This is a genomic window from Arthrobacter cavernae, assembly GCF_017368795.1.
Lineage (GTDB): Bacteria > Actinomycetota > Actinomycetes > Actinomycetales > Micrococcaceae > Arthrobacter > Arthrobacter cavernae.
This window is the reverse complement of the sequence record NZ_JAFNLL010000035.1, coordinates 1-16,137: the sequence shown is the minus strand read 5'-3', so window position 1 is coordinate 16,137 and position 16,137 is coordinate 1. Positions and strand designations below refer to the sequence as shown.

The following is a 16,137-nucleotide window of genomic DNA, read 5'->3' as shown; positions in this document are numbered from 1 at the left end:
CTCAGGCCTCCTCAGCCAGCAACTGTGTGATGTCTTCGGCCCCCAGCCGGCGGAAGGCCCTGCGCGATCCCCTGCTGCTTTCCGATCCGCGGTCCAGCACGGCGACCTCGACGGCGGTGGGCGGCAGGGCGTCCACCTCTTTGTCCGTCGCCAGGGCCTTGACAGCGAGGCGCATTGCGGCGGCCAGGTCCAGCTCGGATTCCCACCCGGCCCTGACCACGTCTGCCACCTGCTCCGCGAGGCCACCCATCACCACAAAGCCGTTCTCGTCGGCGATGGAGCCGTCAAAGGTGAGCCGGTACAGGTGGTCGTCCGCCTGGCTCAGCCCGACTTCGGCCACTGCCAGCTCAACCTCAAAGGGCTTCTGCTCGGCCGTGAACACGGCCCCCAGGCTCTGTGCGTAGACGCTGGCCAGTCCACGTGCGGTGACATCCTCCCGGTCATAGGAATAGCCACGTACGTCGGCGTAGCGGACGCCCGCTTGCCGGAGGCTTTCGAACTCGTTGTACTTGCCGACGGCGGCGAAGCCGATCTTGTCGTAGATCTCGCCGATTTTGTGCAGCGAGGGCGAGGGGTTTTCGGCCACAAAAGCGATTCCGTCGGCACAGCTGACCACCACGACGGAGCGTCCCCGGGCGATGCCCTTCCGTGCGAAGTCCGCACGGTCCTTCATCAGCTGCTCGGGCGATACGTAGAACTGCTGGGTCATCTCAGGCCTCCCGCCGTGCGACGGTGCGCGATTCGACAATTTCCTCGGCAATGGCTGCCAGGTCCCGTTCGGGGATCCGGCGGTTTCCGGCCCGATTCACGGTGTAGACCACCGGCCAGAGCTGCCGGACCGCGTCCGGGCCGCCGGTGGCTGAGTCGTCGTCGGCGGCATCGTAGAGGGCTTCGACGGCGACGGCAATGGCTTCTTCCTCCGGGAGGTTGGGCCGCCACAGCTTCTTGAGTGCGCCGCGCGCGAACACGGAGCCCGAACCCACCGAGTGGTGCTCCTGCTCCTCATAGCGGCCACCGGTCACATCATAGGAGAACAGCCGGCCTACGCCCATGACGGTATCGAACCCGGCGAAAAGCGGAACCACGGCAAGGCCCTGCATGGCCATGGGCAGGTTTCCCCGGATCATCGCGCCGAGCCGGTTGGCTTTGCCGTCCAGGCTGAGCAGCGTGCCCTCGATCTTCTCGTAGTGCTCCAGCTCGACCTGGAACAGCCGCGTGATGTCGATGGCCAGGCCTGCCGTTCCGGCTATGCCGAGGACGGAGAACTGGTCTGCCGGGAATACTTTTTCGATATGTCGGCTTGCAATCACATTGCCCATGGTGGCGCGCCTGTCTCCCGCCATCAGCACACCCCCCGCATAGGAGAGCGCCACGATGGTGGTGGCGTGCGGCGTAGGCGGGACGGTCCCAGCCGGAAGAGCCTGGCCGAAGGGAAGCAGCTCCGGCCTGGAGCGTTGCAGATGCTCGGTGAACGAGGACGTTGCCTGGGTGGCCAGGTGGCGGGCTGATGGGTCCTGCATTGCTGCGCTCCTTCGACTCTCACATCCGATGCCCGGCGGTCTCACACCGGCCGGGCCGTACAACCTCGTTCCGCCGCGGCTACTGGCCGCCCTTTTGGACGAAGGCCCGGACGAACTCCTCGGCGTTGGATTCCAGCACGCCGTCGATTTCATCCAGAAGATCATCCACCCCCTGGGTGGCTGCCGAGGCCTGGGCCTCCGGCGCTGCCGGCGGGGCCTCGGGGACGTCCACCTCGGATTCAGTCTCGCGTGACTGCGGTTGTTGCTGCTCCTGCGCTGCCATTTCCTTCTCCCTACTGTCCGTCCCCGGTTGTGGGGACTTCCTTTAATGCCATATTGCCACGGCTGACGCCGCTTCGCCCGGCTTTGTGCGGCTGCCGGTCAAGCCCGTGGCGGAGCGGTGTTCTGTCCCAGCAGCTCGGCCAAGAACGATGCCGCATCACTGTGGCGCCGGAACAGCGGCCCCGTGAGGAATTCGGTCCCGCGCAGCGGCTCCCGCGTCGGCACGCGCTGCAGTTTGCCCATGCCCGGGACATCGAAAATGACCGAATCCCAGCTGGCCCCGACGACGTCCTTGCCGAAGCTGGACACACATTTTCCGCGGAAGTAGGCCCGCGTGTCCGACGGCGGCTCCAGCACCGCGCGGCTGATGGCGCCGTCGTCGACGATTCTCTGCATCCGGTCCCGGGACAGCAGACGGTAGTACAAGCCCTTTTCGGGACGGATGTCCGACCACTGCAGGTCCACCAGGCCCAGCCGGGCATCGTTCCAGGCGAGGCCGTCGCGGTTGCGGTAGCCGTCAAGCAAGGACATCTTGGCCAGCCACTCCACCGAGGACGCCGCGGCGCCAAGGTCTCCGCCGAGGGCGGTCAGTGTGGCCTCCCAACGCTCCAGGACCTCGCGGGTGTGGCCGTCACCGGTGAACGTATCGGACACTCCCGATTCCTGAGCGAGCTTGGCCGCGGCCTCGTAGTACATCCACTGGATGTCCAATGCGGTGACCCTTCGCCCGTCCAGGAGCCGGACCGTGGCGGTGAGTGAGGTGTCATGGCTGACAGTTTGCAGGGCCTGCACCGGTTCGTGGACTTCGATCTTCGGCGCCTGGCCTGCTTCGATGAGGCTCAGCACCATGGCCGTGGTGCCGAACTTCAGGTAGTTGGAGACCTGGCTGAGGTTCGCGTCGCCGATGATCACGTGGAGCCGGCGGTATTTGTCCGCCGTGGCATGGGGCTCATCGCGGGTGTTGATGATAGGCCGGCGGATGGTGGTCTCGAGACCTACCTCGGCCTCGAAGAAGTCCGCCCGCTGGCTGATCTGGTAGCCGGGCGTGGAACTGTCCTGGCCCAGGCCGACCCTGCCTGCGCCGCACACCACCTGGCGCGAGACGAAGAACGGCGTCAGGCCCCGGATGATGTCACCGAACGGCACGGAGCGGGGCATGAGGTAGTTCTCGTGCGAGCCGTAGGACACCGACTTGTTGTCTGTGTTGTTCTTGTAGAGATTGATGGCCGGCAAATCCGGATCGGCGGCCACCCTGCGCACCGTGGCGAGGGCCACGAGGTCTCCGGCGGCATCCCAGGCAACAACGTCCCGTGGAGTGGTGACCTCGGGGCTCGAGTATTCCGGGTGGGCATGGTCCACGTACAGCCGTGCCCCGTTGCCCAGAACCATGTTCATGAGAAGCGAACCGGATTCATCGGCGCCGTCGGCTTCCAGCTCCTGCCGGCCATACGCCAGGGCAACGGCTTCGGCGTCGAGCACGGGCGGCTGGTCCGTCAGCTGGCTCGGATCGGCGGAAGCCCGCTCAAGGGTCCAGCCGCGGGCATCATGCAGCGGCTCCTCATCCGTGTAGTCCCAGCGGGTTTCGGCACCGCCCGCCGCACGCTGGCGGGTGACGCTGGCGTACGCCTGGATGATCCGGGCCGACATCATGGTGGCGTTCGCGCCCGGGGCCGACGGCGCGTGGATGCCGTACTCGGTCTCCGAACCCATGACGCGCATGGCGCCGCCCACCGGCAGTTTCTCGGACGGCACGCCCTCTGGCCGCGCCGTCACAGGTACTGGCCCGTGTTGGGCGTCGTTTCAATCGACTTCCCGGGCTCCTGACCGGCCTTGCCCTGGACGATGGTGCGGATGTAGGTGATGCGCTCACCCTTCTTGCCCGAGATGCGTGCCCAGTCATCCGGATTGGTGGTGTTGGGCATGTCCTCGTGCTCACGGAACTCATCCACCACGGCTCGGAGCAGGTGGTCGATCCGCAGGCCCTTCTGGTTGGTGGTCAGCAGGTCCTTGATGGCGTACTTCTTGGCCCGGTCCACCACGTTCTGCACCACGGCGCCGGAATTGAAGTCCTTGAAATAGAGCATCTCCGTGTCGCCGTTGGCGTACGTGACTTCCAGGTATTCGTTGGACTTCTCGGTGGAGTACATGGCTTCCACCGTCCGCTGGACCATGGCGTCCACCGTGGCCTGGACGTCTCCGCCGTACTCGGCCAGGTCCGTGGCATGGAAGGGGAGGTCCGTGGTGATGTATTTGCTGAAGATGTCGGCGGCGGCCTCGGCGTCCGGGCGCTGGATCTTGACCTTCACGTCAAGGCGACCGGGCCGCAGGATCGCCGGGTCGATCATGTCTTCGCGGTTGGAGGCACCGATCACGATCACGTTGTCAAGCCGCTCCACGCCGTCGATCTCGCTCAGCAGCTGCGGCACGATGGTGGTCTCAACGTCGGAGGACACGCCGGTGCCGCGGGTGCGGAAGAGGGAGTCCATCTCGTCGAAGAACACCACCACGGGGCTGCCGTCCGAGGCCTTTTCCCGGGCACGGGCAAAGATCTGGCGGATATGCCGTTCGGTCTCACCCACGTACTTGTCGAGAAGCTCGGGACCCTTGATGTTCAGGAAGTAGCTCTTGAGATCCACGTTGCCGGCACGCTCGGCGGCGCGTGCTGCCAGCGAGTTGGCAACGGCCTTGGCGATGAGGGTCTTGCCGCAGCCAGGCGGACCGTACAGCAGGATGCCTTTGGGGGCCTTGAGGCCGTGCTCGCGGTACAGGTCCGGATGCAGGAAGGGAAGCTCGACGGCGTCGCGGATCTGTTCGATCTGGGGACCCAGCCCGCCGATGTCCTCATACGTGATGTCCGGGACTTCCTCGAGCACCAGGTTCTCCACCTCGGCGCGGGGCACCTTTTCCAGGGCATAACCCGTGCGCGAATCCAGCGACAAGGCATCACCAATTTTCAGGTGCTGCCCCTGCAGTGCGCCCGAGAGGCGCACCACGCGTTCCTCGTCGGCGCGGCCCACCACCAGGGCACGGTCCTTGCCCAGCATTTCCTTGAGGGTAACCAGTTCGCCGGCCCGTTCGTAGCCGAGGCCCGCAACAATCAGGAGGGCTTCGTTGAGCAGGACTTCCTGCCCTACGGCGAGCTGGTTGACGTTGACCAGCGGGCTGATGCCGACGCGCATCTTCCGGCCGGCGTTGAAGATGTCCACGGATTCCTCCGTGGCGGCCTGGCCGGAGCTGCCCGCGGTGGGAAGCCGGCGCGGGTTGATCTGGACCACGGTTCCGAAACTGTAGGGCGGCTGGCCTTCCTGCTCCAGTGCGCCCTTCAGTCGGAGGATCTCGGCTTTGGCCGCCTCGAGCATCGTCACCAGTTTGGTGTTGTTCTGCGCAGCCGCGGCCAACTGCCGGTCAATGTGGCGCAGTTTGTCGCGCAGGATGTTGATCTGGCGCTCGGCCACGCTCATCTCGCCGGCAGGATCGGACGGCGGCAAGGCGGCCGGTACGCGGGCCGTCACCCCTTCCGCTGCTGCGGTCGGTTCCTCCGGAGTTGTCCGTCCGAAGTCGTTGTTCGACGTATCCACGATTCATCAGCCCCTTCCTGCGCTTAACAAGACCTTAGACCCGAAAAGCGCAGGGTGGACGCTGACATCCGGAATGCGGACTACTTTGTGACCTTTGCTCAGATTGTGACTGCGGGATCATCCTGGACGTTGGTGCCTGCGATGGCGTCGCGGGCTGCGCGGCGCAGCTTCTTGTCCGAGACGGCGCGCTCCCCCACGGCACCGGGAGTCCAGGCGTTCAGGTCCTCTTCGCTGAATTCGGTCTTGGACGGGCGGCGCTTGACGGAAATGCCCGTGACGCCGTCCGCCAGGCGGCGGGTCACCAGCAGGAAGCCGGTGTGGGCCACCATGCGGTGGTCCGGACGCACGGCCAGGCCTTCAAGGTGCCAGCCCCGGACCATGGACTCCCAGGCGTCCGGCTCGGTGAAGCGGCCGTCGGCCCGGATGGCCTCGGCAGTGCGGGAAAGTTGGGTGACGGTGGCGACGTAATTGATCCACACACCGCCGGGGGCCAGCACCGTGGCCACGGCGTCGAGGCACTCCCAGGGAGCCAGCATGTCCAGCACCACGCGGTCAACGGAACCGGGCGCTTCCGCGCGGACCACCTCCTCCTGGAAGTCGCCCAGGGAGATCTTCCAGGCCGGGTGCGGGCCGCCGAAGATGGTTTCCACGTTGCCGCGGGCGATGTCGGCGAATTCCTCCCGGCGTTCGAAGGAGTGCAGGTAGCCGCCGTCGCCGACGGCGCGCAGCAGGGAGATGGACAGCGCGCCGGAACCGACGCCTGCTTCCACCACCCGTGCACCCGGGAAGATGTCCGCCATGGTGACGATCTGGCCGGCATCCTTCGGGTACACCACGGCCGCGCCGCGGGGCATGGAGAGCACGAAGTCGGAGAGCAGCGGACGCAGGGTCTGGTACTGCTGGCCCACATTGTTGCTGACCACGGAGCCGTCGACCTTGCCGATGATTTCATCGTGGTTCAGGAAACCGCGGTGGGTGTGGAACGCGCCGCCTACTTCCAGGGTGACGGTGTTCATGCGGCCGCGTTCGTCCGTGAGCTGGACCCGCTCGCCCACCCGGAAGGGTCCACGGCGCCGTACAGCGCCGGTCGGTTGGACGGCAGCGGTGGCCGCGCCGGTGGCCGTATCGTTGGTGGCCAAGTCGTTGGCGGCGGTTTCGCTGCTCATGGGTGTTTCCTCGCTCCTGTGCGGCGGTTGCCGTCAATCGTTGCTGCCTCGTGGCGCGTCAAAGCTGTCCGGGATATTTCACGGCCGGCACGTAACTCTACCGGCTGGGGCGTCACGGACGCCCGTTTCGGCGGGGTTCTTTACCTGTAATCGCTGTCACTACTGCTTGCTGCCGCAGCAGGCCGGTCACGGTCCCGTTGTGGTCCACCACGGCGTATTCGCCGCCGTCCAGCCGTGAAAGGTACTGGATCAGTTCCTGTCCCTTGGACCATTCGGGGACGTACGCGCCGGCGGCAAGTGCATGCGCGACGGCGGTGACCGGCGTCGCTGCGGCCGCCCCGCGCGGTACCGCTGCGGTTGCCGCCCTATCGACAAGCCCCTGCGGCTTGCCGTCGGGGCCGCAGATCACGACGACGGGTGTTCCGGCGGGCGCGATCCTCAGCACGTCTTCCACGGTGGCGGAATTGGGGATCCCGACAGCGGGTTCGGCCAGGGCGATGGCGCTCACCAGGTGAAGGCGGCTGCGGAAGCGTCCGTTCTGGATGGCACCCGACGCTCCCATCCACAGGAAGCCGCAGACGAGGACCGTGATGAGCAGGATGCTGACCTCGGGCAGCGTCCCGCTGAGCAGCGGGAGGCCGATGAACCAGATGACAAGTCCTGCAACGATCACACGGCCAGCCCAACCAGCGGCCACCGTGCCCTTCTCCTGGCTTCCCGTGGCCTTCCAGACGGCGGATTCGACCAGTCGTCCGCCGTCCAGGGGCAGGCCGGGCAGGACGTTAAAGATGCCGATCAGGAGGTTGGCCCACATGAGGATGTTGGTGAGGATCTCCACCACACCCGAGACAGCATTGGAGCTCAGCAACGCCCATGTCAGGCCAGCCAGGACGAAGTTCGCGGCCGGACCTGCAAGGGCCACCAGCACGGACCGGCCAGGAGAGGCCGTGAAGCTCTCAAACTGCGTGTGCCCGCCCCACAGGTTCAGGACAATCTTCTCTGTGGGCCAGTTGAACGCCTTGGCACTGAGCGCATGGGCGAGCTCGTGGACAAGCACGGACAAAGCCAGCAGCAGGGCGTAGGCGAAGGCGACCAAGTAGGCGCCGAATCCCAGTCCCGGCATCCTGAGGAGAAGTGCCGGGCCGTAGACGATCACGGTGAAACCCGCAATGACAAACCAGGAGTAGGCCAGATACACCGGGATTCCGGCGATGCGGCCCATCGGTATGCCTTCCTTCTTCCTGCTGTGGGCACCATGCTGCGGCGTGTCAGTGCTGCTCACTTAGTTGGCCCCTTCGAGAAACTCCGCACGGTCTGCTTGGCCAAGGTTTGCAGTGGCAACCCTGGCGACCACCAGTTCCTCAAGATCGGCGACGCCCCGGCCCTGCAGCGTGTCCCACGTGGCGCGGCGTGCGTCGTCGGGCAGCGGCATCTGGTGCGGGATCCCCACGGTGACCACGCCCGAGGCAATGGCCGCGGCGACGCCGGGGACAGAGTCCTCCAGGGCCACGCACCGGTCGGCAGTAACTGCCGGATCGCTGGCCCGCAGGCGCGCGACGGCGGTGAGATAGGCCTCGGGGTGGGGCTTGCCCTGCGTCACGGTGTCGCCGGTGACCAGGAATTCGAAATACGGCTTGGGCAGGCTTTCCACGACGACCCGCGCGAGCGGGCCTTCGGACATGGTGACCAGGGCGCAGCGGACGCCGGCGCCGTGAAGGTCATCGAGCAGTTCGCGGGCACCCGGGCGCCACGGAACTTCCGTGCGGACCTGCCGGATGACTTCGGCGCTGAGGAGATCGATGATGTCACGGGCCTCCATGCGAACGCCTGCCTGCTGCAGGATGCCCGCGGAGTGCAGCAGCGACTGGCCAACGAGCTGCATGGCCTGTTCGTGCGACCAGCGGCCGCCATGGGCCTCCACGAGGGCGTGCTCCGCCGCGATCCAGTACGGCTCCGTGTCCACGAGCGTGCCATCCATATCCCAGAGAGCGGCTTTGAGGAAGGGCTGGGTGGCTGAGGATTGCATGGCCTCAAGTCTACGTGGAAGCCGGGGGCCGGCTGGCCGCACTGATATGCCGGCAGTCAAGGCATACCGCGGACCGAAATGCCATGCATCCGACCGGGTCTTGGACGTAGGGTGAGTGGATGAACAGTGTGGACGGGACCCCCGAGGGACAGGACAACGCACCGGAGTCCGAGCGTTTTCTCCAGGCCGGACCGGAAGGCGGCCGCGTCACCGTGATGCTGGCGGCCTTTGAAGGCTGGAATGACGCGGGCGAGGCGGCCAGTGATGCCCTGCACTATCTGAACAAGCTCTGGGACGGCAAGAAGGTCGCCACGGTGGACGCCGAGGATTACTACGATTTCCAGTTCACCCGGCCCACGGTCCGCCGCACCTCCACCGGCGCACGCAAGGTGAAGTGGCCGTCCACCAGGATCTACCGGGCGTCGGTTCCCAACAGCAATGTGGACGTTGTCTTTGTCCTCGGCAGCGAACCGTCCTACCGGTGGCGTGCCTACACCACGGAACTGTTGGTCCATGCCGAGGCGCTCGGCGTGGAGGCCGTGGTGCTCATCGGGGCACTGCTCGCCGATGTGCCGCACAGCCGCCCGATCCCGGTCAGCACCACCACCGAGGACAGTGCTCTGCGGGAGCGCCTGAACGTGGAATCCTCGCAATATGAAGGACCAGTGGGGATCGTGGGCGTCCTGGCCGAATTCGCGCTGCTTGCGGGCCTGCCCACCGTGTCCCTGTGGGCTGCGGTGCCGCACTACGTGGCCCAGCCGCCCTCGCCCAAGGCCCAGCTGGCCATCCTGCACAAGGTCGAGGACCTCCTGCAGGTGCCGCTGGACACGCACAGCCTGGCCGAGGAATCGGAGGCCTGGGAACGCGGCGTGGACGAGCTCGCCACCGAAGACCCCGAGATTGCGGCGTACGTGCGGCAACTCGAGGAAGCGAAGGACACCGCCGACCTCCCCGAGGCCACGGGCGAATCGATCGCGCGCGAGTTCGAGCGTTATCTCAAGCGCAGGGGCAAGGAACGCCCCTGACGGCAGGTGCCTGAAGCCCGTGCGGCCAGCGCCGGGCTTCAGGAGTCAGGAGCTGTTAGAGCTCGACGCCGAGCAAGGCATTGACGGCGTCGCTCACCAGGGCGCTGTCCATGGCCGAGTACGGGGTTTCATTGTGCACGGCCCGGGCGGCCCAGGCGTCGACGGCGGCGAGTGCCCCGGGCGCGTTGAGGTCATTGGCCAGTTCGCCGCGCATGAGGCCCAGCAGCTCCGCGGCCGAACCTTCCGGTGCGTTGTCGCGGGCGGCCCGCCAGGTACTGAGGCGCTCCTTGGCGGCGTCGAACCCTTCGCTGGTCCAGGACCAGTCCGAACGGTAGTGGTTGGCCAGGATGGCCAGGCGGATGGCCGCCGGTTCTTCGCCGGCCGCACGCAGCTTGGAGACGAGGACCAGGTTTCCCTTGGACTTGCTCATCTTTTCGCCGTCGAGGCCCACCATCCCGGCGTGCGCATAGTGGCGTGCCAGCGGGACGCCAGCCAGGGAGTAGGCGTGGCCTGCACCCATTTCGTGGTGCGGGAAGATCAGGTCCGAGCCGCCGCCCTGCACCGTGAACGGGGCGGGCAGGTACTTCTGGGCGATGACGGTACATTCGATGTGCCAGCCGGGACGGCCGTCGCCCAGCGTGCTCCCGGGCCAGCTGGGTTCGCCGTCGCGGGCTACCCGCCACAGCAGCGGATCCAGTGCCTGGCGCTTCCCGGCGCGGCCGGGGTCACCGCCGCGTTCGGCGAAGAGTTCCAGCATTTCTGCCTCGCTGAAGTGGGAAACGTTACCCAGCGTCCAGGCGTCAGGGGCATCGGACTGCTTGCCGGCGGCCTCGACGTCATAGTACACATCGCCGTCGGGCTCTCCCCCGGTGCCCGCGACCCGGTACGCAAGCCCGTCCTCGATGAGTTTCTCAATGGCGGGAACAATCCCCGGGATCGCTTCCACGGCACCGATGTAGTGGTTGGGCGCCAGGACGTTCAGCGCATCCATGTCCGTGTGGAAGAGCTCGATCTGGCTCTCAGCGAGTTCACGCCAGTCCACGCCGGTGGCCGTGGCGCGCTCCAGCAGGGGATCGTCGACGTCGGTGACGTTCTGGACGTACAAGACGCGCTGGCCGCCGTCCCGCCACACGCGGTTGAGGATGTCAAATGCGACGTAGCTGGCCGCATGGCCCATGTGGGTGGCGTCATAAGGGGTGATGCCGCAGACATACATGGACTGCTCGTTGCGACGTTCGACGTCCGTGATCCGGCCAAGGGCCGTGTCAAAGAGTCGGAGTTGCGGCATGCTGCCGGGCAGTTCAGGCACAGGGCGGGAGATCCACGATTTCACAGCTCAACCTTAGTGCTAGGCGCTGATGACATTGAAACCGAGCAGTACATACAGGGCGAGGCCGAGGAGTATCCGGTACCAGACAAAAAGCCGGTAGCTGCGGGTGGAAACGAACTTCAGGAACCAGCCGATGATGATGTATCCCACAACGAAGGCGATAACGGTGGCCATGGCGGTTTCCGGGAGTCCATAAGGGCCGGTGATTCCCTCTTTCGATACCGTTTTGTACAGCTGGTACAGCCCGCTGCCGAAGACCGCGGGAATGGCCAGCAGGAACGAGTACCGGGCGGCTGCCTCGCGGGTGTAGCCCATGAGCAGCCCGGCCGTGATGGTTCCGCCGGAACGGGAAACACCGGGGATCAGGGCCAAGGCCTGAGCCAGGCCGAAGAGGATGCCGTGCTTGTAGCTCAGTTCGCTGAGCTCGCGCTGCTGCCTGCCGACGGCGTCGGCCACGGCGAGGATCATGCCAAAGACGATCAGCATGGTCGCTACGAGCCACATGCTTCGCAGTACGGATTCGATCTGGTCCTGGAACAACAAGCCGAGGACGATGATCGGCAGGCTTCCCAGAATCACCAGCCAACCCATGCGGGCGTCAGGGTGGTTGCGGGCCACGGTGCCGCGGAGCGAGCCGAACCAGGCCCGGACAATCCGCACGATATCACGCCAGAAAAAGACAACGACGGCGGTTTCCGTGCCCAGCTGCGTGATGGCCGTGAATGCGGCGCCCGGATCGGCCGCTGTCGGAAGGAACGAGCCGACTATGCGCAGATGCGCACTCGAGGAAATCGGGAGAAATTCGGTGAGGCCCTGCACCAGGCCAAGCAAGGCTGCTTCTATCCAGTTCACGTGAATAGACCCTACGTCATGAAGTCCGGGAACTGCCCGTAAGCTTGCAGTCATGCAGCAGCGTTACGTCGGCAACAGCGGTTTTCGAGTCTCTTCGGTGTCCCTGGGGACCATGTCCTGGGCGCAGGAAACGGATGAGCAGGAAGCCGCCGAGTTGCTCCACACTTTCATCGCCGCCGGCGGCACCCTGATCGACACCGCGGCCTCGTATGCGCAGGGCCAGGCCGAGGCCATGCTGGGCGCCATGCTGGGCGACGTGGTGGCCCGCTCGGAAGTGGTGATCTCCACGAAGGCGGGAGTCTCGACGTCGGACGCACGGCGCAGCGTCGATGCCTCGCGCGGGGCGATGCTCTCCTCGCTCGATGCGAGCCTTGCACGGCTGGGAACCGATTACGTGGATATCTGGTTCGCCCATGCCTGGGACGACAACGTCCCGCTGGACGAAACGCTGTCGGCGCTGGAACTGGCGCAGCGCAGCGGCCGGGCCCGCTATGTGGGGATTTCCAACTACAACGGCTGGCAGACGGCCAAGGCGGCCGCCGTCGCCGGCTTTACGCTCGTGGCCAACCAGTCCGAGTATTCGCTGCTGCAGCGCAAGCCCGAGGAGGAGCTTGTTCCGGCCATTGAGGACGCAGGGCTGGGACTCATGGCGTGGGCGCCGCTGGGCCGCGGCGTGCTGAGCGGCAAGTACAGGGGCCAGATCCCCGGTGATTCCCGCGCAGCGCAGGGGCGCTTGTCGGCCTACGTTGAACCGTATCTGGAAGCCAGGGGCTCCCGTGTGGTGGAGGCCGTGGCCATGGCGGCACGGGGCCTGGGACGCACGCCTTTGGATGTATCCCTAAGCTGGCTGTTGTCACGACCGGGTGTTGCCACGGCCATTGTGGGGGCACGCAACACGGTCCAGCTCAAGGAACTCATGGATTCGCAACTGACGCCTTTGCCGACGGAGATCGCCCGCGCCCTCGAGGACGTTTCAGCGGATTAGGCTACTGCTGGTCGACGATTTCGAGGTCGTCCTCGTCGATCAGTTCATCATCGTCGTCGTCGCCGTCGTCTTCCTCATCGTCGAAGACCTGCAGCGGCGTTACTTCTGAGTAAGCCTCGTACAGCGCGTCTTCATACACCTCGAAGGCATCCGCGACGGCGAAAAATGCTGCCTCCACGGCAGGATCACCCTCGCCTCTGCGGGCGGATGCGGCCACCAGGTGTTCTTCCAGGGCTGCGGTCAAGGACTGAAGCGCGACACGCGGATCGATGCTCATGACTTCACGTTAGCCCGAAAAAGACGAAAATGGAGAGGGATGAGAGAACAATTTCTGAGCAGCTCGGTTGAGCGCCAACGGGACTATGCCAAGCAGTACGAGTACCTCGTAGTGTCCGTCAGTCCTGACGATTCCTTGCCGGATGCCCGCCGCAGGATCGTGGAACACGCCGAGTACGGCAAGTGGGAGCTGGAGCGCAGCATCCTCTACGTGGGCGGCGGACGTCGCTTCTGGCTGCGCCGCAAGGTGATCACGGTGCAGCGCACCGTCTAGCTTCATTACGGTGCATCGTTACGGTGCATCGTTACGGTGCAGCGCAGCCCTCCAGGCACCCTGCACCGCCCGCGCTGCCGTTCACATCTCGAGCGGTCCCAGCCAGGCGTTGGCCACCGTGCTGTGCGCCGATTCCTCGTTCGATGGATGGAAGATCCCTGCCAGCACGTCGCGGTAGAGCCGTTCGAGCTCGGAACCGCGGAAGTAGCTGGAGCCTCCGGAGACGCGGACGGCAATATCCACCACGGCCCGGGCGTTCTCCGTGGCGCGGACCTTGAGCCCCACCAGTTTGGGAAACCACTGCGGACCGTGGTCCACCAGCGCGTCCACATCACGGGCGACGGATGCGAGCTGCGGCTGGATTCCGTCCATGGCCATGGCCGCCTCGGCAATCTTCCAGCGGATGTCCGGGTCCTGGGCGTAGCTGCGGCCGCCGTATTTGGCCGAGGTCCTGTGCTTGGCGGCCTCCAGGGCCAGGGTGAAGGCACGTTCACCGATGCCCGTGTAGACGGCGGCCAGGAGTGTTTCGAAGCAGGCAAAAATGGCAAAGACCAGAGGATCCTGGTTGGGCCCCACCGGCAGCTTCCGGAAGATCCGCTCCGGCGGTACCACGGCCCCCTGCAGGAGCGTGGTGTTGGACTGGCTGGCCCGCATGCCCAGCGTGTTCCAGTCGGTGAGGGTCTCATGGCCCGGGGTCTCCCGCCCGATGAAACCGAAGACCAGCTCGCCGTCGCCGTTCCGCGCGGCGGCGTCCTTGCCGAAAATCCCGAGCCGGGTCCAGCCGAGGGACAGGCTCGTGAAGATCTTCCGGCCGGTGAAGCTGTAGCTTCCGTCGCCCTCCGGCGTGGCGGTGGTCCCGGAGTCGAAGAGCATGGAGTCGTTGCCGGCTTCGGAGATGCCGAAGGCGAACACTTCCCCCTGCCCTGCCTCCTTGAGGACGAAACCCAGCGAGTCGTCGCCGCGCGCCGCAAGGACATGCGCGACGCCGGTCCACACCAGGTGCATGTTGACGGCGAGCGCCGTGGCCGGTGCCGCCGTCGCCAGTCTGCGCTGCAGCGCAGCCGCCGCCTCCAGCCCAAGGCCCAGCCCGCCGTCGGGCACGGGGACAAAGACCTTGAGGTACCCGGCGGCGGCAAGCTCGGCCAGATCCTCATGGAAGAAGGAATTGTCCTGGTCATAGCCCGCGGCGCGGCCGCGGATGCGTTCCATGAGGTCGTCGGGCAGGATCTCCTCGGGGGTCATCCTACGGCTTCCCTTAGTAGTTGCTGAGCAAGGTGTTCAGCACGCGGCTGCCGAACTTCAGGGAGTCCGCCGGGACGCGTTCGTCCACGCCGTGGAACATGCCCGTGAAGTCGAGGTCGTCGGGGAGCATGAGGGGCGCGAAGCCGTAGCCGGTGATTCCGATCTTGCTGAGCGATTTGTTGTCCGTGCCACCTGACAAGGTGTAGGGCAGCACCTTGGCCCCGGGGTCCTCCGAGTGCAGTGCATCAATCATGGCGTCCACGAGGTTGCCGGCGAACGGGACTTCCAGGGACACGTCCTTGTTGACGTAGCTGACGTCCACGCCTTCCCCGGCCAGTTGCTTGATGGTTTCGAACACGAGTTCCTGCTGCCCTGGCAGGGTGCGGCAGTCCACCAGGGCCTCGGCCGACTCCGGAATGACGTTGTGCTTGTATCCCGAGCGCAGCAGCGTGGGGTTGGAGGTGTTCTGCAGGGTGGCGCCGACAAAGCGGGCCACGGTGCCGAGTTCCTTGAGCAGGATGTCCGGATTGTCGGCGTCGAACTCGACGCCGGTCAGTTCGGTCACGCCGTCCAAGAACTGGCGGGTGGTGGGCGTCAGTTCAATGGGCCACTGGAATTCGCCGATCCGCGTCACTGCTCCGGCCAGGCGGGTGATGGCGTTGTCCGTGTTGATCTGGGAGCCGTGGCCTGCACGGCCGTGGGCCATGAGACGCAGCCAGGAGATGCCCTTCTCCGCAGTCTGGAGAAGATAGGTGCGCTGGCCGCCGATGGTTGCCGAGAAGCCGCCGACCTCGGAGATTGCCTCGGTGGCGCCGTCGAACAGTTCACGGCGGTGTTCAATGGCGTAACGGGCGCCGTACGTGCCGCCGGCTTCCTCGTCGGCGAAGAAGGCAAAGATGATGTCGCGTTTGGGCTTGCGGCCGGTCCGGGCGAAATCGCGCATGACGGAGAGGATCATGGCGTCCATGTCCTTCATGTCCACGGCCCCGCGGCCCCAGATGAGTCCGTCCTTCAGTTCACCGGCAAAGGGATCGACGCTCCACTGGTCCTTCAGCGCCGGCACGACGTCCAGGTGGCCATGGACCACCAGCGCATCAGCAGAGGGGTCCTCGCCGGCCAGCCGGCTCACCACACTGGCGCGTCCGGGGGCAGATTCGAAGATTTCGACGTCAAGACCGACTTCGCTGATCAGCGCGGCCGTGTATTCGGCGGCAGCACGCTCACCCGGGCCTGAGTCATCGCCGAAGTTCGAGGTATCGATCCGGATGAGTTCCTGGCAGATCCGGACTACTTCGTCCTCGGGGCGGATGGCAGACATGGAACTCTCCTTGCTTGGCTGGGCTACTGGTCCGGGGACGCCGGACGGTTCCCCGCCCGCAGGCTGCCCCACGTCCCTTCAGCCTACCCACCGGCAGCCGGGTCAAGGGACTGGATTCCGGCGATTCCCGGCGCGGAAATACGGGCAACAGGGCCCTGACCAGCACCGATTTTTTCATGGCCGGAATCCGTGTTAGAGTTTTTCTCGCTGCTTCGGAGGAAAGAGAAGCGCCGGAAGGCGCAGAGCGAACGCTCCGAATACCA

At 65.7% G+C, this 16,137-nt stretch carries 17 protein-coding genes; 3 read left to right on the top strand and 14 right to left on the bottom strand.

Going from position 1 to position 16,137, the window contains the following annotated elements:
• Window position 1: 1 nt before the first annotated feature.
• The 8 genes from prcA to J1902_RS14065 form a co-directional block, all read right to left on the bottom strand.
• Window positions 2-709 (bottom strand): proteasome subunit alpha, encoded by a 708-nt coding sequence (gene prcA, locus J1902_RS14100; protein WP_207616949.1) that lies wholly within the window; start codon window positions 707-709, stop codon window positions 2-4.
• Window position 710: 1 nt separating this feature from the next.
• Window positions 711-1,520 carry a proteasome subunit beta gene (gene prcB / locus J1902_RS14095; protein WP_207616948.1) on the bottom strand — a complete coding sequence of 270 codons (810 nt, stop codon included), beginning with the start codon at window positions 1,518-1,520 and terminating at the stop codon, window positions 711-713.
• A 79-nt stretch (window positions 1,521-1,599) separates the two neighbouring features.
• Window positions 1,600-1,803 (bottom strand): ubiquitin-like protein Pup, encoded by a 204-nt coding sequence (locus tag J1902_RS14090; protein ID WP_207616947.1) that lies wholly within the window; start codon window positions 1,801-1,803, stop codon window positions 1,600-1,602.
• A gap of 98 nt (window positions 1,804-1,901) precedes the next feature.
• A complete protein-coding gene (gene dop, locus J1902_RS14085) occupies window positions 1,902-3,521 on the bottom strand; it encodes a depupylase/deamidase Dop (RefSeq protein ID WP_207616969.1) in 1,620 nt (539 codons plus the stop codon).
• Window positions 3,522-3,571: 50 nt separating this feature from the next.
• On the bottom strand, window positions 3,572-5,380 hold the full coding sequence (arc, locus tag J1902_RS14080) for a proteasome ATPase (RefSeq protein ID WP_207616946.1): 1,809 nt from the start codon (window positions 5,378-5,380) through the stop codon (window positions 3,572-3,574).
• A gap of 98 nt (window positions 5,381-5,478) precedes the next feature.
• On the bottom strand, window positions 5,479-6,546 hold the full coding sequence (locus J1902_RS14075) for a tRNA (adenine-N1)-methyltransferase (protein WP_207616945.1): 1,068 nt from the start codon (window positions 6,544-6,546) through the stop codon (window positions 5,479-5,481).
• Window positions 6,547-6,658: 112 nt separating this feature from the next.
• Window positions 6,659-7,768, bottom strand: coding sequence for a site-2 protease family protein (locus J1902_RS14070; RefSeq protein ID WP_207616968.1), 1,110 nt, complete (start codon window positions 7,766-7,768; stop codon window positions 6,659-6,661).
• A 60-nt stretch (window positions 7,769-7,828) separates the two neighbouring features.
• On the bottom strand, window positions 7,829-8,572 hold the full coding sequence (locus J1902_RS14065; protein ID WP_207616944.1) for an HAD family hydrolase: 744 nt from the start codon (window positions 8,570-8,572) through the stop codon (window positions 7,829-7,831).
• Between the two features lie 119 nt (window positions 8,573-8,691).
• On the opposite strand from J1902_RS14065, the gene J1902_RS14060 reads away from it, so the two are divergent.
• The gene (locus J1902_RS14060; protein WP_207616943.1) at window positions 8,692-9,597 is read left to right on the top strand and encodes a PAC2 family protein; all 906 of its coding nucleotides are present in this window, start codon (window positions 8,692-8,694) and stop codon (window positions 9,595-9,597) included.
• A 55-nt stretch (window positions 9,598-9,652) separates the two neighbouring features.
• Here J1902_RS14060 and mshC read toward each other — a convergent pair whose 3' ends face one another.
• Both mshC and J1902_RS14050 read right to left on the bottom strand, forming a co-directional pair.
• Window positions 9,653-10,930 carry a cysteine--1-D-myo-inosityl 2-amino-2-deoxy-alpha-D-glucopyranoside ligase gene (mshC, locus tag J1902_RS14055; protein WP_207616942.1) on the bottom strand — a complete coding sequence of 426 codons (1,278 nt, stop codon included), beginning with the start codon at window positions 10,928-10,930 and terminating at the stop codon, window positions 9,653-9,655.
• A gap of 15 nt (window positions 10,931-10,945) precedes the next feature.
• Window positions 10,946-11,779, bottom strand: coding sequence for an undecaprenyl-diphosphate phosphatase (locus J1902_RS14050; protein ID WP_207616941.1), 834 nt, complete (start codon window positions 11,777-11,779; stop codon window positions 10,946-10,948).
• 52 nt (window positions 11,780-11,831) lie between these two features.
• Here J1902_RS14050 and J1902_RS14045 point away from each other — a divergent pair, with 52 nt between their 5' ends.
• Window positions 11,832-12,764, top strand: a complete 933-nt coding sequence (locus J1902_RS14045) for an aldo/keto reductase (protein ID WP_207616940.1) — start codon at window positions 11,832-11,834, stop codon at window positions 12,762-12,764.
• 1 nt (window position 12,765) lies between these two features.
• Here the strand turns inward: J1902_RS14045 and J1902_RS14040 are convergent, their stop codons facing one another.
• A complete protein-coding gene (locus tag J1902_RS14040) occupies window positions 12,766-13,041 on the bottom strand; it encodes a hypothetical protein (RefSeq protein WP_207616939.1) in 276 nt (91 codons plus the stop codon).
• Window positions 13,042-13,080: 39 nt separating this feature from the next.
• Between J1902_RS14040 and J1902_RS14035 the strand changes: the two genes are divergently transcribed.
• Window positions 13,081-13,314 carry a DUF5703 family protein gene (locus J1902_RS14035; protein ID WP_207616938.1) on the top strand — a complete coding sequence of 78 codons (234 nt, stop codon included), beginning with the start codon at window positions 13,081-13,083 and terminating at the stop codon, window positions 13,312-13,314.
• An 81-nt stretch (window positions 13,315-13,395) separates the two neighbouring features.
• On the opposite strand, the gene J1902_RS14030 is transcribed toward J1902_RS14035, so the two are convergent.
• The 3 genes from J1902_RS14030 to J1902_RS14020 form a co-directional block, all read right to left on the bottom strand.
• Window positions 13,396-14,556 carry an acyl-CoA dehydrogenase family protein gene (locus J1902_RS14030; RefSeq protein WP_207616937.1) on the bottom strand — a complete coding sequence of 387 codons (1,161 nt, stop codon included), beginning with the start codon at window positions 14,554-14,556 and terminating at the stop codon, window positions 13,396-13,398.
• Between the two features lie 13 nt (window positions 14,557-14,569).
• Window positions 14,570-15,874 carry a M20/M25/M40 family metallo-hydrolase gene (locus J1902_RS14025; RefSeq protein ID WP_207616936.1) on the bottom strand — a complete coding sequence of 435 codons (1,305 nt, stop codon included), beginning with the start codon at window positions 15,872-15,874 and terminating at the stop codon, window positions 14,570-14,572.
• A gap of 83 nt (window positions 15,875-15,957) precedes the next feature.
• On the bottom strand, window positions 15,958-16,137 hold a 180-nt coding region (locus tag J1902_RS14020; RefSeq protein WP_207616935.1), incomplete at its 5' end, for a hypothetical protein.

Bases quoted from the DNA above. Each gene is read 5' to 3' on its own strand.
- prcB (WP_207616948.1), bottom strand. From the start codon at position 1,520: ATGCAGGACCCATCAGCCCGCCACCTGGCCACCCAGGCAACGTCCTCG.
- J1902_RS14030 (WP_207616937.1), bottom strand. From the start codon at position 14,556: ATGACCCCCGAGGAGATCCTGCCCGACGACCTCATGGAACGCATCCGC.
- J1902_RS14090 (WP_207616947.1), bottom strand. From the start codon at position 1,803: ATGGCAGCGCAGGAGCAGCAACAACCGCAGTCACGCGAGACTGAATCC.
- J1902_RS14065 (WP_207616944.1), bottom strand. From the start codon at position 8,572: ATGCAATCCTCAGCCACCCAGCCCTTCCTCAAAGCCGCTCTCTGGGAT.
- J1902_RS14075 (WP_207616945.1), bottom strand. From the start codon at position 6,546: ATGAGCAGCGAAACCGCCGCCAACGACTTGGCCACCAACGATACGGCC.
- J1902_RS14060 (WP_207616943.1), top strand. From the start codon at position 8,692: ATGAACAGTGTGGACGGGACCCCCGAGGGACAGGACAACGCACCGGAG.
- dop (WP_207616969.1), bottom strand. From the start codon at position 3,521: ATGCGCGTCATGGGTTCGGAGACCGAGTACGGCATCCACGCGCCGTCG.
- prcA (WP_207616949.1), bottom strand. From the start codon at position 709: ATGACCCAGCAGTTCTACGTATCGCCCGAGCAGCTGATGAAGGACCGT.
- J1902_RS14025 (WP_207616936.1), bottom strand. From the start codon at position 15,874: ATGTCTGCCATCCGCCCCGAGGACGAAGTAGTCCGGATCTGCCAGGAA.
- J1902_RS14045 (WP_207616940.1), top strand. From the start codon at position 11,832: ATGCAGCAGCGTTACGTCGGCAACAGCGGTTTTCGAGTCTCTTCGGTG.
- J1902_RS14040 (WP_207616939.1), bottom strand. From the start codon at position 13,041: ATGAGCATCGATCCGCGTGTCGCGCTTCAGTCCTTGACCGCAGCCCTG.
- J1902_RS14070 (WP_207616968.1), bottom strand. From the start codon at position 7,768: ATGGGCCGCATCGCCGGAATCCCGGTGTATCTGGCCTACTCCTGGTTT.
- J1902_RS14035 (WP_207616938.1), top strand. From the start codon at position 13,081: ATGAGAGAACAATTTCTGAGCAGCTCGGTTGAGCGCCAACGGGACTAT.